This is a genomic window from Salicibibacter kimchii (assembly GCF_003336365.1).
GTDB lineage: Bacteria > Bacillota > Bacilli > Bacillales > Marinococcaceae > Salicibibacter > Salicibibacter kimchii.
The window spans coordinates 3,019,450-3,035,252 of record NZ_CP031092.1 but is presented as its reverse complement, the minus strand read 5'-3'; the positions used below and the strand labels follow the sequence as shown (position 1 = coordinate 3,035,252).

The following is a 15,803-nucleotide window of genomic DNA, read 5'->3' as shown; positions in this document are numbered from 1 at the left end:
CCTCAGTAATGCTTCGTTACATATATTTATACTTGCGTTCACTTCTCTATCGTGGTATACACGATACTTGGGTCATGACAACTCTCGTAAGAGAAAGATGTTTCGCCTATAAATTCCAAAAGTTAGGGAGAGTATTTTGTTAAAAAAGAACAGTGTTTTTAAGGTTTCTCTCATGTTAAGTATTGTTTTTGTCGTTGTCGGTGTTATTTTTTATGAATGGTTAGGGCAACAAGCGTCTATTTTTTTAGACTTTGCTGTGACTAATTTTAATTGGTTTTATCTACTGGTTGGTTCGATCTTTGTTGTCCTTTGCTTCTATTTAATGTTTTCAAAAGCTGGTAACATTCGGCTTGGGAAGGATACGGAAAAACCGGAGTATAGTACTTTTTCCTGGATCACGATGCTATTTGCTGCCGGAATGGGTGTAGGCTTAGTGTTTTGGAGTGTTGCAGAACCTGTTGGTCACTACACGACTCCACCTTACGGGGAAGGATCGACATCAGAAGCTGCAAATTTGTCTATGCAATATACTTTTTTCCATTGGGGATTGCATCCTTGGGCAATATTTGGAGTGACAGCCTTAGGTTTGGCTTATTTTAGTTATCGAAAAGGCTTGCCAACGACGATCAGCTCTATTTTTTATCCAGTATTAGGTGATAAAGTTCACGGTGTCTCAGGAAAAACGATCGACATTCTTGCTGTTTTTGTTACGGCAGTGGGCGTTGCCAGTACGTTCGGATTAAGCGCTTTGCAAATTTCCGGCGGTCTAAATTACCAATTTGGCGCCCCCGATACATTCACTACCCAGCTCATGATCATCGGACTTGCCACCATTCTTTTTATCCTTTCCTCATGGTCAGGAATAAGTCGCGGTCTCAAATACTTGTCACACTTCAATATTCTATTATTATTTTTACTCATGGCTTTAGTGGTTATCGTCGGGCCTGCAAAGCAAATTTTTGAAATGCTCATCGGTACAACCGGAAGCTATATTGGAAATATTGTGCCCATGAGTTTGAGACTAAACCCTTTCAATGATGAAGCTAGTAATTGGATTGGTAACTGGACGGTTTTTTATTGGGCTTGGTGGACAACATGGGCGCCTTTTGTCGGCGCATTTATTGCAAGAATATCTAGAGGACGGACAATTAGACAATTTGTTTCAGGTGTTTTATTAATACCTTCTTTAGTATCTTTTATTTGGTTTTCTGTTATTGGTGGTTCTGCCTTACATTGGGTGCATAATTTAGGCCATACCGCGCTGGCAAGCAATATAAATGCCGATGTTGAATCAGCGTTATTTATGTTTTTTGGAAACATCCCTTTAGGATTTTTGCTTAGCGTACTTGCACTCGTCTTGATTTTTACATTCCTTATCACTTCAGCGGATTCAGCCACTTTTGTGTTGGGCATGCTTAGTAAAAATGGAGACCTCCATCCGTCAACTTTCGTTAAAGTAACTTGGGGATTAGTTACTGCCGGCGCTGCTATGGTTTTTATATTAGCTGGCGGTATTGATGCAGTGCGAACCATATCCATTGTTATTGCCTCGCCCTTTACCATTATATTGTTGTTTATCTGTTACGTTTTGCTTAAGGAAGTAAGAAAAGAAAACCGAATAAAAAGAGGTTAGGGCGTGAAAGGTCGCCCTACTCTACTCTTTTAACAAATCTATATACAAATTATAATTTTCCTTGTCAAAGCAGATGAAAAAAACCTTTTCTACGGATGGCTCATCTTTTAACACTTGCTCCACCGTTTCAACTGCGATCCGTGCCGCGCGTTCCTTTGGGAAGCCGTAAACACCGGTACTGATATTCGGGAACGCGATCGTTTGTAAACCATTCTCCACCGCGAGCTGCAATGAATTTTTATAACAGTTTTGAAGCAGCTCGTCCTCGTTATTTTCACCTCCGTTCCACACCGGTCCTACGGTATGAATAACGTGTCGCGCAGGCATCTCACCCGCTGTGGTCATTACCGCTTCCCCGGTCTCGCAACCGCCGATTTCTTTGCATTCTTTCAGAATTTCCTTTCCGCCGGCACGATGGATGGCACCGTCCACGCCGCCACCGCCACGCAGTGTTTTGTTGGCAGCGTTAACGATCGCGTCGACGTCAAGTGTCGTAATGTCTTCCTGGCGCACTTCGATTTTCATTTTTCACCTCACGTGACAATAATCGGCTCGTCTTTTGTGACAATGATGGTATGTTCGATCTGGGCAACCATGCTTTTATCCCGTGTCGTCAGCGTCCATCCGTCTTCTTTTTCATAAATTTGTTCGGCTTTCGTGGAGACGAACGGTTCGTAGGCAATCACCATGCCATTTTCCAAAAGCATTCGATCCCATGGGTTAAAATAATTAAAAATATGATCGGGAGCGTCCCGCAAGGAATGGCCGACGCCGTGCCCGGTTAAATTTTTAATGACTTTGAATCCTTCTTCCCTCGCTGTTTTATGAACGGCGCGCCCCACATTGTTCAGCTTCGCCCCTGCCCTAAACTTCGCGAGCCCGGCGTCAAAAACGTTCTGTGTCGCGTCGAGCAATCGGCTTTGTGACGGTGTTGCATCGCCCACGACAAAGGACATGCCGGTGTCCACCCAATAGTCGTTATAAGCGCCGGACACATCGATGTTAACAAGATCACCTTCCTGAATAACACGATCCCCAGGAATTCCATGGGCAACTTCCTCATTGATACAGATACACGTATTCCCCGGAAATCCATACGTGCTGATCGGTGCCGAAACCGCCCCGCTGTCCGCAAACATCTTTCCGGCCAATTGATCAAGCTCGATTGTTTTCACGCCGGGTTTTGTCTGACGGATCATTTCATCACGAATCCCGGCAATGACATGGCCTGCCTCTTTTAGGCCCTGAATATCTTTATCGTCTGTTGCAATCATTATGAAGACCCCTTTTAATAAAAAATGAAGGCAGCCTGTGTGTAGACTGCGCAACTGATCTCTTTTATGTTATTGTAGCCTTCTTGGCTTCATGCAACAACAATGAGGCTTTTGGGATCGAAGGGGAGGGCGCAGAAAGTTTTACTGTTTCATCTCTCGCTTAATTTCAAGCACTTTTTCTTTATCGAGCCCCGTGCCCTTAACTACAGATTCAATGTCCATCCCCATTGCTAATAATCTGCGGGCGGTAGTTTTATTTGCTGTTTTTTCCCCTTCTTCTCTACCTTCTTCTAAACCTTTCCTTCTCGCGTCCTGTTTCCGAAGTTCGAATTCCCGTTTCGCAGCTTCTTCATCCATGATCTGTTTTGGTCGTTCTTCATAGGCCACACGTTGTTCTTTTGTTGAGCTGAGTTCTTCCCAGTGATTAAAGGTTTTATATAACGTGTCATCCTCCATGGCTATCCTCCTCGGGCCCACACGAGGTGGGTTCTGCAGGCGTTGCCGGGCTTTCTCGCTTTAAGGCATGAAGACTTATGACAAAGTGTTCACAGACCAAGTGAAAACGTTTGATTTAAAAGCTAGAAAATACCAATTTGTTGAAGAGGCACCAAATGACATCATTGATCAGGTCATCAGCATTTTAGAAGCAATCATTTTTGAATAAACCCTCTCGTATCCCCCGATATGATCATCTTAAAACCCTTCTTTTACCCACCCGCGTTCATCATTTGTCTCGATAATTGCCGATAAAACCCGACTGAATCGTTTCCTTTGATCAAATTTAGTTGGTGATCTTTTGCACGAGTGCTGATGCGAACGGGATTCGAGATCGACATTCTTCGATCTTTCAACAAAGCGATTTCCTCAATTTTACTGTAAGGAATGCTAACGACTTCCGAACGTTTCGATACCCATGATTTTTCCACAAAAATGACCCTTTGATCGGTGAGAGCGACGAAATCAATCATTAATCCATACGTATGAAAAAGCTGTTCGTCCTCAACTAAATATTGCCGCACCTGATCTTGGTGTTTTTTTCGGTTATCTGCCTTTTTCCAGAATGCCATTTGTGCACCCCTTTTTTTATTTTAGATGGTCCTTTTTCTTTGGTCAGAATTTTGTTGAAACATTTTAGTGATTTATCACTAAGCAAAAACGAAAACCCCGAAATTTCGGGATATATTGGCATTAAAGCTGAAACTTGATATACTAAATGAACAATAGAACAAGATTCTCAGAGGTAGCGTTCACCTTCGTGTCTGTGGCCGTCCGTTGTTCACGGACAGAAGGGAGGTGATTCTCCATTTCTGTGTACGAAGCTCTGATGCTCTGTGTGGCTGTGTCCACACTAGTTTATTTTATAGCATCCGGAAATGCCGACAGAAAAAAGAAGTAGCTACCCCTGAGATGCCAGCCTCTGGGTAACTACTTCGCTACTAAGTGAACGTGCACCCCTGAAGGATACGTTCTATTGTAGACCGTTGGTGTGTCCTCACCTTCGGTCTTTGATAACCTATGGCATTTTTATGTTTATTATTCCTACATGGTTCTTCTATGATAACCTATTTTGGCCGACGGTGCAAATTCTTGTTTCGGCAGTATTTACCATTATTCCTCAAAATTCCTCATAAACGGCCGGATCCTGGTTCTTTCTGCGGCCATCCGGGCGAGTTAAATCGTTTAATGCCGTCATATCTTCATCATCCAAAGCAAAGTCAAAAATCGTGATGTTTTCCAGTCGGCGTTTTGGTGATGCAGATTTTGGAATGGCCACGGCGCCAAGCTGATAATGCCAGCGCAGGATCACTTGCGAAGCGGTTTTGCCGTGCTTGTCCGCGATTTTTTTGATCGTGTCGTTACTTAAAACATCATCCGCCCGTACTAAAGGGCTCCACGATTCGGTGACTACCCCATTCTCTTCATGCCACTTTCGCAGTTCTTCCTGGTTAAAAAAAGGATGTAACTCCACTTGATTGATACTTGGCAATACGCCTGTTTCTTTTTCCAGTCGTTCCATGTGCTCCGGCAGGAAATTGCATACACCTATAGAACGGGTAAGACCCCATTTTTTCGCATCGATTAAAGCTTTCCACGCTTCGACATATTGATCTTGGATGGGATTTGGCCAATGAATGAGATATAGATCATAATAAGCAAGATTCGCGCGATAGAGAGATTCTTGAATGGCCTTCACAGCCTGGTCATAGGTGTGGTATCGACCTGGGAGCTTGGATGTAATGCGCAACGCTTCTCGCGATACGGATGTGCGCCTAACTGCCTCCCCGACGGTCCCCTCGTTTTCATAATTATACGCGGTGTCAATGAGACGATAGCCTTGATCAATAGCACTCGCGATGGCGGCCGCGCCCTCGTTTCCCCACAATTGATACGTGCCGAAACCAACGGCAGGTATACGCATGCCGTCATTCAGCGTGATTTCTGATATTTGCATCATCTCTTGTCACTCCTTAACTCTTGTTGTATCACGATCGTATCACAAAATAAACATCCATACCGCTGCTACGATGTAGAAAAAGATGATAGCGATCGATGGGCCTAAATAAACGTTTCTCCCATTTCGTGAAAAAATGGCATAACATAAGATTGCGCTGTTCACGGTCAGGAGCACCGACGTCGCCATGTGACTGGTGGACGCGGATTGTAAAATCGATTCTCCGTACAAAAAGTCACACAAACATAAGATCAACATATTAAATAAATTGCTGCCGATGATCGAGGCAGCCGCAAGGTTTGAATTGTTCAGTTTAAACGCGATAAACACCGACATGGCTTCGGGCAAAGATGTGGTTGTTGCAATCAAGAAGCTTCCAACAAAGCTCGAACCAAGCCCGCTGATGACAGCGATTTGGTCTCCAGCATACGTTAGAAGCGTGCCCGCGAGCAAGATCGTAATGGCAGCGGCAAAAAAACCAATCACTGCTTCTTTTAATGTATACTTCTCTTCCACGGTTCCCTCGTTTGATCCCTTTTCTCTCGGGCGTTTTCGGCGCATCACCCATAAGCTAAGCAGGTAGAGGGCGATGATGAGCAACGTGTCCATACCGACATTGAGGAAAGGAATTTCGATCGTAAAAAAGAGCGCGATCGGTACGATGGCCATCATGATAAAGCCGAACGTAGCAGTGTATTTTTGTTGTTGGTCGATACTGGTTAATATTTTCCGTTGTCTGTAAACAACATCGAACACAGCCAGAATTAATAAATTAAAAAGATTGCTTCCAATCATGTTGCCGACAGCGAGGTCAGGGTTTTCCAGATAGATGGCCGAGACACTTGTCGTCACTTCCGGCAGCGATGTTGCACCCGCCAACAGGAAAGTACCGATGACCAGCGATCCCATGCCGGACAAACGGCTAATGCCATCTGCATACGCAGATATTTTTATTGCAGCAAAAACCGTGGCAATAATTGCAACGATGAATAGGACATAGATCATTGGAATTCTCCTTTGCCGAACCTATGAAAAAATGTTCGATATCCGGCAAAGGCACAATAAAAGAGACCTCTGCCTGCACATGGGCAAAGGTCTCGCCAACAACGATGATTGTTGCCTTTAAAGCCGGGGCATTATGACCCGTCATGACGACTTTAAATGAACAGCTACTCCCCTTTGATATCTATTCTTATTGTAAGGAGGGGAAATAGGGTTGTCAACGAATACGTGTGAGATACTTTCCTATTTCGAAATACTTCATTGGGACCATTTAAACGATTAATCTCCTCGATTTTTTCTATGTTGTATTTTAGCAAACGCAAATCTGGGCAAGCTATGAAGAAGGTAAACTGACTCGAGGGAGGATGACGATGGAAACCATAAAACTGTTGTGGCTGAGCGGAATTTTAATGGTGGGGGCCGTCCCCGTCGATGCTGAAGCAACGACATCAATCACAAAAGCCCAATCAGAAGAAACAGCATCACTTCTTGAAATCATCAATGAATCGCATCATCAAGATGTAGAAGACGATCAAGTGTCCCTTGCCGAATCTTTTCTGAACACACTTAGCGAGGAACAACGAGAGACGGTCGAGTATGAATTGACCGAAGAAAACGCGGCGACTTGGAGCAATGTACCGGCCACTTATGAAAACCGCAATGGCATGGCGCTCGGGGATTTGTCCGAAGAAAGCATGAAAGCGGCTTTAAAGTTGATGAAAGCATCGCTCTGTGAGGAAGGTTATGAAACATTAACGGAAATCATGAAAGCCGATGCATTTCAACACACCGAATTTAATGATGAAACGTTAGGACCCGGGTTGTATTTTATTGCCATTCTCGGCCCACCATCGGAGAAGGAACCATGGATGGTACAATTCAGCGGACATCACCTGGCCAAAAACCTTGTGTTTAACGGTGAGGAAGCAGGCGCCACCCCGCAATTTACAGGGGTCGAACCGCGAGAATTTTCATTGTGGGACAATATGACGTATCGGCCCAGCGATGAGCGAATGAACAGCGTTGATGCCATGCTTCATTCGTTGGATCATGAACAGTTGGAGGACGCTGAAATGGAGGAAACGTTTGACGATGTCGTTGTCGGTCCCGGGGAAGACGGCAATTATCCGGAAACGGTAGGCATCGCCTATGCTGACCTGGACAAAAAACAACAAACCCTCGTTCAAAACGCGATTAAAGCGTGGGTAAACGATGCACCCGAGGAAGCTAGAAACGAGTTGCTTAACGATTATTTTTCCGAAGATGCCTTGCAAAATACGCATATTGCTTGGTCAGGGTCCCCGAACGTAGAAGATAGGGGCGCTTATGTAAGAATTGACGGGCCACGCGTATGGATCGAACTAACATCCCTGGAAGGGGAAAGCCACCCCGACAACCCGCATTACCATACAATTTGGCGAGATAAAGTCGCTGATTATGGCGGGTTATTTGTGCAATGAAAGAAGAAAATACCGTATTTGCAAGCATGAATATGTAGGTACTTTTTAAACAGTTGAGATTATGCTTGAAATTATATATTTTCCGTTGACGAGAGAATATCACATAGGTATGATGAAGATTATTGTTTTTCAAGATTCTTCATAAACTGGAGGGATTAACATTTAAACATGACATGTTCAGCTCAACACAAGGGCTCGTAAATCGTTCACTGTGTTTGTTAAATAAATATATCTATAAAGATGGTGAAACTATTTGGATTTTCAAAAGACAGCTCTACTCTTAATTGATCTACAAAAAGAAAGTAAATTTGGTATCGAAGGCGTTGAGGATGTCATCAAAAAATCCCGACAATTAATTGATGTCTGTCGAAATCAAGATATCCCGATAATTTACTCACGCCACATGAACCGCTCCGATCGCTCTGGTATTTCCAAGGGGGAACCACTTGACGAGAAAGGAAAGCCTGTATACTATTCAACAGATTCGAACAACTTCCATATTTTTAGTGAGATAGCTCCGAAGGAAGAGGAGATTGTTATTGATAAATTCCGTTGGAGTGCGTTTCATGAAACGAGTTTAGATTTGATCTTGAAAAGTTTGGATGTTGAACATCTCATCATAGCTGGGTTTGTCACTGATGGATGTGTGATGACTTCTGCATTTGATGGCTTTTTCAAGGATTACCAAATCAACCTCGTGAAAGACATGTGTGCTGCATCAAACGAAGGCGCGCACATGGCTTCGATCTTAATCATGGCCAATTGGATTTACGATATCCAAATATTCGAATCTGAAGAATTGATTAAAAACATTCACAACGAAGATCATCAAGTATGGAAATCACTTGAACCGGACTCTATGCAATTTACGCCTGAAACAATGCGAGAAATGTTTCATAAACTCGGAGGGGTTCACGAATGAAAAGACCTTTTTTATATGCGCTGCTCAGTATCGTCTCTGCCTCAATATTGGCAGCGTGCGGAGATGATACCCCTGAAGCAGACGAACAGGCCGATGAAAATGGCCAAGAAAATGGTGAAGATGTAGAGGATGAAACGATTACCTTCGGACTCACGACCTGGACGAGTACAGAAGCACCGACAGAGATCGTTCGGCTTATTCTTGAAGAAGCCGGGTATAACGTTGAATATGAACGGGTGGACCAACCATATATTTTTCAAGGCTTGGCCCAACAAGATATAGATTTCTTTATGGATGCCTGGCTTCCTTATACGGAGGAAGACCTTTGGACAGAACATGAGGACAATTTGCAAAAAGTAGCGACCAGCTACGAGGACGCTCCTCTTGGGCTCGTTGTTCCGTCCTATGTAGAGGAAGAGTCGATTGAGGATTTAGAGGGAAATGCTGAGAAATTTAATGAGGAAATAATTGGTATCGATCCGGGAGCCGGACTCGTTTCCGCTGCAGAAGACGCCGTTGAAGGGTATGAGCTAGGAGACGAATATGATCTGATGACTTCCAGTGAAGAAGCAATGATCAGTGAACTTGATTCCAAAATCGAAGCTGAAGAGCCGGTGATTGTGACTGGCTGGAGACCGCATTCGATGTTTGTGAATTATGATGTGAATCTGTTGGATGACCCAGACGAATATTTTAAAACAGACAATGTTTACGTTATTTCTTATGACGAAATTGAAGAAGAGCATCCCAGAGCCTATGAGATTTTATCAGAATGGGAAATGGACATTGACGACTTGGAAGCAATGATGCACGCGTACGAAGAAGAGGATAAACCATTCGAGGACTCTGCCTCGGAATGGATCGATGAAAATCGCGACCACGTGGATGCAATGTTAAACCAATAAAAAGTGCATGACTCCACAAAGATCACGAGAAAAAGTGCCCGCGCTTCCATTTCCGTAAGCACGGGCACTTTTTTTATAAAATCTTACTCAAAAATTCCCTTGTACGTTCATGTTTCGTTTCATCGAAGACTTCCATGGGCGTGCCCTCTTCCACCATTCTTCCTTCATCCATAAAGAATACGCGGTCGCCGACTTCTTTTGCAAAGCCCATTTCGTGGGTGACGACAACCATCGTCATCCCTTCGTTCGCCAAGTCTTTCATGACGGCAAGCACATCTTCGACAAGCTCCGGATCCAGCGCAGACGTCGGTTCATCGAACAGCATCACTTTCGGATTCATCGCCAAGGCGCGAGCAATGGCAACGCGTTGTTTTTGCCCGCCTGAAAGACTTGAGGGATACGCATCCGCCTTATCCGCGAGGCCAACCTTCTCCAAAAGGGTTAAACAGCGAGAACGTATCTCTTCCTTGCTGTCCCGTTTCAACTTCATAGGCGCGAGCATGACATTATCAAGCACCGATTTATGAGGAAAAAGATTAAAGTGTTGAAAAACCATGCCAACATCCTGCCGCACAACATCAATGTTTGTTTTCGGGTCGGCAATGTTCACCTCGTCGATCAAAACCTCGCCCGAAGTAATTTCCTCCAGTCGATTTAAACAACGTAAAAATGTGCTTTTCCCCGAACCGGAAGGCCCAATGACACACACCACTTCTTGGGCGTCCACTTCTGCTGTAATATCCGTCAGCACTTCATTGTCCCCGAAAGATTTATGTAAGTTCTTCACCTTAATCATGAACGCTCAAGCCTCCGTTCCGTATAGCGTAAAAGTAAAGATGCCGGGATTGTCATCATTAGATAAAAAAGACAAACCATAAAATAAGCTTCAAAGGCATCAAACGTCAATGCTGTATATTGTTGAGCTTGATAGATCAACTCGCCCACCGCGATGGTTGCCAGTAAAGACGTATCTTTCAAGCTGATGATAAATTGATTTCCAAACGGAGGGATCATAATTTTCACGGCTTGCGGCCAAATGATATAGCGCATCGTTTGGTACCCATTTAATCCCAGTGATCTTCCCGCTTCCAGCTGTCCTTTGTCCACAGATTGGACACCTCCGCGAACGATTTCCGCTATGTACGCGCCTGAGTTGATCGCGAGTATAATGTATCCGCTAATAAGCGCATCCATGCTAAATCCGATCAGATTAGGCACACCAAAATGAAGAAAGAAGATTTGCGCAAGTAAGGGTGTCCCTCTGACAACTTCTACATAAATCGCTGCAATCGTGCTAATCAACCGGTTGTTTGCTAACCTCATTAAACCAAAGACGGTTCCGATCACACAACCGACGGCCACACCAACAATTGTGATAATAAATGTATACCATAGGCCAGTGGTGAGATACGGAATCACATCAATCATCGATTCAGGTGATAAATTCATATTTCTCTCCTTCCGGAAAAAATGAAAACAAAAGCTGCTCATGGTTGAGCTCCGCATGAGCAGCTTTATTTTTATCCCGGTGATAAGCGCCCTTAAAATTTCCGCTTCATCCCCGTTAGCGGGAGATTACGGGCGCTAACACCCCGATTGGTTCAACTAACCATCAGAGGGGGTAAATCGCCCCTCTGATGGAAGTTTCACTTTATGTGCCTTCGGGACGCTCACCGAACCATTCTTCGAAAATATCATCGTACGTGCCATCTTCTCTTATCGTTCCCAACGCTTCATTGATCGGTTCGACCAATTCATGACCGGGCGGCATGCCAATGGCATAATCTTCACCGGTTAGTTTTTCTCCAACTGTGAACATTTCCCCTTGTGCTTGCTCCTCAACGAAATAAAGGATGTTCGGTTCGTCATATAAGACGGCATCCACATGACCTGCAATGACGGCTTGGTAGGCTTCGGTGACGTCCGGGTAAGGTTCAATATCCACATTATCCGTATTTTCCTCTAAATACTCCTGACTTGTTGAGCCTTGGCCGGTTCCCACGGCCGCGCCCTCGGCATCTGCATCTTCAAGCGATTGGATGTCACCGTCTTCATCGGTCACGGCCAAAGTAATACCGGAGTCCGGGTAATAAGGGTCTGAAAAATCAACCGAATCTTGACGCTCTTCTGTAATGGACATCGCATTAATGGACGCGTCATACGTCCCTGCCTGTATCCCCGACAATGCAGCATTAAAGTCCACGGTTTCGTATTCAACGTCAAAACCTGCTTCTTCGGAAATAGCATTCATGAGGTCGATATCAAACCCGGTCAATTCATCCGTGTCTAAATCCACAAATGCAAATGGGACGAAACTATTGTCTGTCGCGACCGTAAACGTTTCTCCTTCAACCGAAGCATCTCCGCCATTACCATCCCCACCATCCTCGGCCGCTTCCTCGCCTGCGTCTCCATCATCTTCGTCTTCTTCGTCTTCTTCTGCATCTACGTCGCCATTGTCATCTCCGTTTGCGTCCGTATCATCCGCGTCTCCTTCGGTATCATCTGTGCCACACGCGGCAACAGCCAACAATGATACGCCCATAATCCCGGATAGCCAAAAATTTTTCTTCATTCGTTTTTTGCCCCCCTATTCTTCTTCTATGGAATATTGAAAAAATAATATTTGTATCAGTATACCACAATTGGCTCATATGGCAATTATCCATTTCTTATCTATTTTCAGAAATAATTAAACGAAAGGTGATTATCTGCTTACAGTATGCTTGCAAAATGAATGGTACACTGGTCTGTAAGGCATCATATTGATGTAGCAAAAATCTCCGGAGGTTAACTGATGACATCTACATTAACGGCTAATTATTGGCATGAAGAAACTTCTATCGCCGAAATTCACCAAACCTATGATGAAGGGATACTTACTGCAAAAAACCTTGTTCTGTACTATTTTAACCGTATCGCGCTGTGGGATCAAGATGGACCTTATATCAATGGTGTCTCCGATATCAACCCCGATGCCGTACCGATCGCGGAAGCGCTGGATAAAGAGCGGGAAGAACATGGACGAAAAAGCGCGTTGCACGGCATCCCGATTCTTTTAAAAGAAAACATCGGAACGGTCGATAAAATGCCGACACCCGCCGGGGCGATCGCGCTTGAAAATTGGCGCTCCAGCGAGGACGCGTTTCTCGTCAAAAAGCTCAGGGAAGCCGGCGCGATTATTCTCGGCAAAACAAACATGACTGAACTCGCCCATCGCATCGGCACAGACATGCCGGAAAACTATAGTTCAAGGGGCGGCTACGTCCTCTGCCCATATGGGACCCAATTCGATGTCGGCGGCTCGAGCACGGGTAGCGCGGCAGCGGTTGCGGCGAACTTCGCACCTGTAAGCATTGGCACAGATACATCCGGTTCCTTGCTCAACCCCGCGACGCGCAATTCTCTCGTAACAATCAAGCCGACCATCGGGCTTGTCAGCCGAACAGGTATCATCCCTTTATCCTACGCGCAAGATGCTGCCGGGCCAATGACGCAAACAGTGACGGACGCCGCGCGTCTTTTGGAAGTGATCGCGGGCAAGGACCAGCAAGATGAAGGAACGAAAACACAACCTTCCAAAATTCCCAATTACGTAGATGCCCTCCATAGTGACGATTTGCAAGGAAAACGCATCGGTATTTTTCGCGACTATCAACCGAGCATGAGCGATCAAATTGACCTTTCCCTTTATGAAGAAACAATTAACACATTAAAAGACCTCGGGGCGACGTTGGTCGATTCAGTATCCATCCCCGCGATTAACCGCGGGGATGGAGATGCTGTTGTCAGCTATGAATCTAGGCATTCCCTGAACAATTTCTTTGCCAGGGCGAATCCTTACACCGGCTTTCGTTCCTTTAATGAATTTTTTCAATCCTACGAGGATCATGCCCATTTGCATAAATATGGCTATGATCGCCTTCGAGTTCGAACATCGGTGGAAAACAGTTTATCCAATACGAATTATCTCACTCAGAAACTCCGCGACGAAGGCTTGGGGGACTCGCAAAGCCTGGAAAATGTTTTACAGGATCAGAACCTGGATGCCATTCTCTTTCCAAGCTCGAGCAGTTATGATGTTGCTGCCCGCGCCGGCTTGCCGTCTATAGTCGTTCCCGCCGGCTATCAAGAAAATGGACGACCATTCGGGATAACATTTACAGGAAAAGCGTTTTCTGAAGAAACGTTATTCCAAATCGCTTTTGCCTATGAACAAGCAACGATGTTTAGAAAAAAGCCGGACATGACCCGGTGATATCGCTTATTTTTTATCCCGGTGGCAAACGCCCCGATTGGTTCAACTAACCATCAGAGGGGGGAGGCAAACCCCTCTGATGCAAGTTTCACTTTATCCAGGACAGCTATTGTACAACGAGACACACAGATGAGCTTCTCGTCTTCATCGACAATTTTTATCTCCCAGATCATCGTCGTTCGTAACCGTATCCATCAAGATGTTTGAGGAGTGGATCCCTTTTCCATGTTTTTACCCAATCAGCAACGATCCCATTGGTTAATTCAAAGTGCTATAAACGAACAGCATTCGTGTAGAAACGCTCATCCTCTAACATATCTTCACGGTCCATTGCCTGTGCTAACCGTTCAAAAGTTCGGTCAGAGCTTGTAACGAGGACTAACCAATGACCGTCTTTGGTTTGGAACGTTCCCGCTGGGCTCGAATGACCATTTAATCCTGGAGAACGTTCCTTTTGTGAATGAAACCGTTAGGTTTCCTCAATGGAAACCATGTCTCAAGTTGAAACCGAACGGACACATATGGCTAAAACAACAATCCAAAGAAAGGGCTGACCCCTCTGCGGATCAGCCCTTCCCTTTTTTCCTTTAGTTTTCTCCCCAAACTTCATCCGCGACTTCTTTGACATGGCGAAGTTTTGCCCATTGCGCTTCTTCCGATAAAATGTTGCCTTCTTCCGTGGAAGCGAAACCGCATTGCGGACTCAGCGCCAACTGTTCAAGTGGTACGTACTGTTCAGCTTCCCTGATCCGGGCTTTCAATGCTTCTTTATCTTCTAATTCACCCGATTTTGATGTCACAATCCCGAGCACAATTTTCAAGTCATCACGGTTCACATATTGCAAAGCTTCGAACGAACCGGAACGCTCATCATCATATTCCAGAAAAAGGCCGTCAACGTCGACTTCCTGAAAGACCGTTTTCGCAACCGGATCATAGCCGCCGGTTCTGATCCACGTGGACCGGAAGTTTCCCCGGCAAATGTGCATCGTCACCGTTAAATCGTCCGGCCGATCGGACAATGCTTCATTAATGATCTCCTTAAACCATAGTTGTTTGTTGTATTTTTCCTCTTTTTGCTCTTCCGTATCCTCCTCAGTTGGGAGAATATGCGCCCAACCAACATCATCGAATTGGAGATAGCGGCATCCTGCATCGTAGAATGCATGTACGGCTTTTTTATAGGCAGCCGCGAGATCTTTACGGAACTGAGCGCGATCGTCATAGACATCCGGCACAAAATGCTCGTCCGCATAGAGCATACTAGGGCTTGGGATCGTTTGCTTAGGCACGTGGCCCTCACCGACGATGCTTTTTAAGTATCGAAAATGCTCGATGAAAGGATGGTCTTGGGGAAAATCGAGTTCTCCAATCACTCGTACTAACCAAGCTTTCGTTTCCACCCCTTGAAATTTATAGCCGTGTTCCGGTTCATATCCTTCCACCCCATCAAGCCCTTCGAGGAAATCAAGGTGCCACCAGGCGCGGCGAAATTCCCCATCTGTAATGGCCGTTAGACCAGCTTCTTTTTGTTTTTCCACTATCGCGCGAATTTCTTCGTCCTCGACCTTGCGCAATTGTTCTGCTGTAATGGCGCCGGCAGAACGATCTTCTCTTGCTTTCTTCAATCGCTCGGTCCGCAAAATGCTTCCGACATGGTCTGCACGATATGGCGCGTGCGTCTTAGATGAAACAGTCATCTCCACATAACCCCTTTGTAAAAAAATAAACCCTCTCTTCCGAAGAAAAGAGGGTTATACTCGAATCCTCTTATCTTCCTGGCATTAGCACCTTCCACGGTCGTGGGGTTGCTGAAGCGTCATCGGGCCAGTCCCTCTGCTTCTCTTTATAAGAAACCTGAGTATTTTGTTCTGAATAATAGTATATCAGATTTTGC

At 45.1% G+C, this 15,803-nt stretch carries 16 protein-coding genes, 1 pseudogene and 1 riboswitch; of the genes and pseudogenes, 6 read left to right on the top strand and 11 right to left on the bottom strand.

What is annotated here, in order from left to right:
* Nucleotides 1–136 precede the first annotated feature (136 nt).
* Nucleotides 137–1,633, top strand: a complete 1,497-nt coding sequence (locus DT065_RS15350) for a BCCT family transporter (protein ID WP_227002634.1) — start codon at nucleotides 137–139, stop codon at nucleotides 1,631–1,633.
* A 21-nt stretch (nucleotides 1,634–1,654) separates the two neighbouring features.
* Here the strand turns inward: DT065_RS15350 and DT065_RS15345 are convergent, their stop codons facing one another.
* The 3 genes from DT065_RS15345 to DT065_RS15335 form a co-directional block, all read right to left on the bottom strand.
* Nucleotides 1,655–2,158, bottom strand: a complete 504-nt coding sequence (locus tag DT065_RS15345) for an O-acetyl-ADP-ribose deacetylase (protein WP_114374873.1) — start codon at nucleotides 2,156–2,158, stop codon at nucleotides 1,655–1,657.
* Between the two features lie 8 nt (nucleotides 2,159–2,166).
* Nucleotides 2,167–2,907 carry a type I methionyl aminopeptidase gene (map, locus tag DT065_RS15340; RefSeq protein WP_114374871.1) on the bottom strand — a complete coding sequence of 247 codons (741 nt, stop codon included), beginning with the start codon at nucleotides 2,905–2,907 and terminating at the stop codon, nucleotides 2,167–2,169.
* A gap of 141 nt (nucleotides 2,908–3,048) precedes the next feature.
* Complete coding sequence (locus DT065_RS15335; RefSeq protein ID WP_114374869.1) at nucleotides 3,049–3,363, bottom strand: hypothetical protein; 315 nt, start codon at nucleotides 3,361–3,363, stop codon at nucleotides 3,049–3,051.
* Between the two features lie 67 nt (nucleotides 3,364–3,430).
* Between DT065_RS15335 and DT065_RS19010 the strand changes: the two genes are divergently transcribed.
* Nucleotides 3,431–3,571 (top strand): putative type II toxin-antitoxin system PemK/MazF family toxin, encoded by a 141-nt coding sequence (locus tag DT065_RS19010; RefSeq protein WP_160112590.1) that lies wholly within the window; start codon nucleotides 3,431–3,433, stop codon nucleotides 3,569–3,571.
* 43 nt (nucleotides 3,572–3,614) lie between these two features.
* Here DT065_RS19010 and DT065_RS15330 read toward each other — a convergent pair whose 3' ends face one another.
* From DT065_RS15330 to DT065_RS15320, 3 genes are all read right to left on the bottom strand, one after another.
* Entirely contained in the window at nucleotides 3,615–3,974 is a 360-nt protein-coding gene (locus DT065_RS15330; protein WP_114374868.1) for a PH domain-containing protein, read from the bottom strand.
* 548 nt (nucleotides 3,975–4,522) lie between these two features.
* Complete coding sequence (locus DT065_RS15325) at nucleotides 4,523–5,362, bottom strand: aldo/keto reductase (RefSeq protein WP_114374866.1); 840 nt, start codon at nucleotides 5,360–5,362, stop codon at nucleotides 4,523–4,525.
* A 39-nt stretch (nucleotides 5,363–5,401) separates the two neighbouring features.
* Nucleotides 5,402–6,364, bottom strand: a complete 963-nt coding sequence (locus tag DT065_RS15320) for a sodium:calcium antiporter (protein WP_114374864.1) — start codon at nucleotides 6,362–6,364, stop codon at nucleotides 5,402–5,404.
* Between the two features lie 368 nt (nucleotides 6,365–6,732).
* On the opposite strand from DT065_RS15320, the gene DT065_RS15315 reads away from it, so the two are divergent.
* The 3 genes from DT065_RS15315 to DT065_RS15305 all read left to right on the top strand — a co-directional run bounded on the left by DT065_RS15315 (nucleotide 6,733) and on the right by DT065_RS15305 (nucleotide 9,648).
* The gene (locus DT065_RS15315; protein WP_160112589.1) at nucleotides 6,733–7,821 is read left to right on the top strand and encodes a DUF3500 domain-containing protein; all 1,089 of its coding nucleotides are present in this window, start codon (nucleotides 6,733–6,735) and stop codon (nucleotides 7,819–7,821) included.
* 253 nt (nucleotides 7,822–8,074) lie between these two features.
* Nucleotides 8,075–8,743 carry a cysteine hydrolase family protein gene (locus tag DT065_RS15310; RefSeq protein ID WP_114374860.1) on the top strand — a complete coding sequence of 223 codons (669 nt, stop codon included), beginning with the start codon at nucleotides 8,075–8,077 and terminating at the stop codon, nucleotides 8,741–8,743.
* The gene (locus tag DT065_RS15305) at nucleotides 8,740–9,648 is read left to right on the top strand and encodes a glycine betaine ABC transporter substrate-binding protein (protein WP_114374858.1); all 909 of its coding nucleotides are present in this window, start codon (nucleotides 8,740–8,742) and stop codon (nucleotides 9,646–9,648) included. Before DT065_RS15310 ends, DT065_RS15305 begins: the two co-directional genes overlap by 4 nt.
* 73 nt (nucleotides 9,649–9,721) lie before the next feature.
* Here DT065_RS15305 and DT065_RS15300 read toward each other — a convergent pair whose 3' ends face one another.
* The 3 genes from DT065_RS15300 to DT065_RS15290 form a co-directional block, all read right to left on the bottom strand.
* Nucleotides 9,722–10,444 (bottom strand): amino acid ABC transporter ATP-binding protein, encoded by a 723-nt coding sequence (locus tag DT065_RS15300; RefSeq protein ID WP_114374856.1) that lies wholly within the window; start codon nucleotides 10,442–10,444, stop codon nucleotides 9,722–9,724.
* Entirely contained in the window at nucleotides 10,441–11,097 is a 657-nt protein-coding gene (locus tag DT065_RS15295; RefSeq protein WP_114374854.1) for an amino acid ABC transporter permease, read from the bottom strand. The genes DT065_RS15300 and DT065_RS15295 overlap by 4 nt, the downstream gene beginning before the upstream one ends.
* Nucleotides 11,098–11,299: 202 nt before the next feature.
* Nucleotides 11,300–12,223: a transporter substrate-binding domain-containing protein gene (locus tag DT065_RS15290; protein WP_114374852.1), complete on the bottom strand. Its 924-nt coding sequence runs from the start codon at nucleotides 12,221–12,223 to the stop codon at nucleotides 11,300–11,302.
* Between the two features lie 222 nt (nucleotides 12,224–12,445).
* Between DT065_RS15290 and DT065_RS15285 the strand changes: the two genes are divergently transcribed.
* Nucleotides 12,446–13,906, top strand: coding sequence for an amidase family protein (locus DT065_RS15285; RefSeq protein ID WP_114374850.1), 1,461 nt, complete (start codon nucleotides 12,446–12,448; stop codon nucleotides 13,904–13,906).
* Nucleotides 13,907–14,090: 184 nt separating this feature from the next.
* On the opposite strand, the pseudogene DT065_RS15280 reads toward DT065_RS15285, so the two are convergent.
* Together DT065_RS15280 and DT065_RS15275 are read right to left on the bottom strand one after the other, a co-directional pair.
* Nucleotides 14,091–14,360 (bottom strand): annotated as a pseudogene (locus DT065_RS15280) (CoA transferase); the annotation flags it as partial.
* A 133-nt stretch (nucleotides 14,361–14,493) separates the two neighbouring features.
* Nucleotides 14,494–15,606 (bottom strand): 5-methyltetrahydropteroyltriglutamate--homocysteine S-methyltransferase, encoded by a 1,113-nt coding sequence (locus tag DT065_RS15275; RefSeq protein ID WP_114374848.1) that lies wholly within the window; start codon nucleotides 15,604–15,606, stop codon nucleotides 14,494–14,496.
* 67 nt (nucleotides 15,607–15,673) lie between these two features.
* A riboswitch (SAM riboswitch) is annotated at nucleotides 15,674–15,761 on the bottom strand.
* Nucleotides 15,762–15,803: the final 42 nt, after the last annotated feature.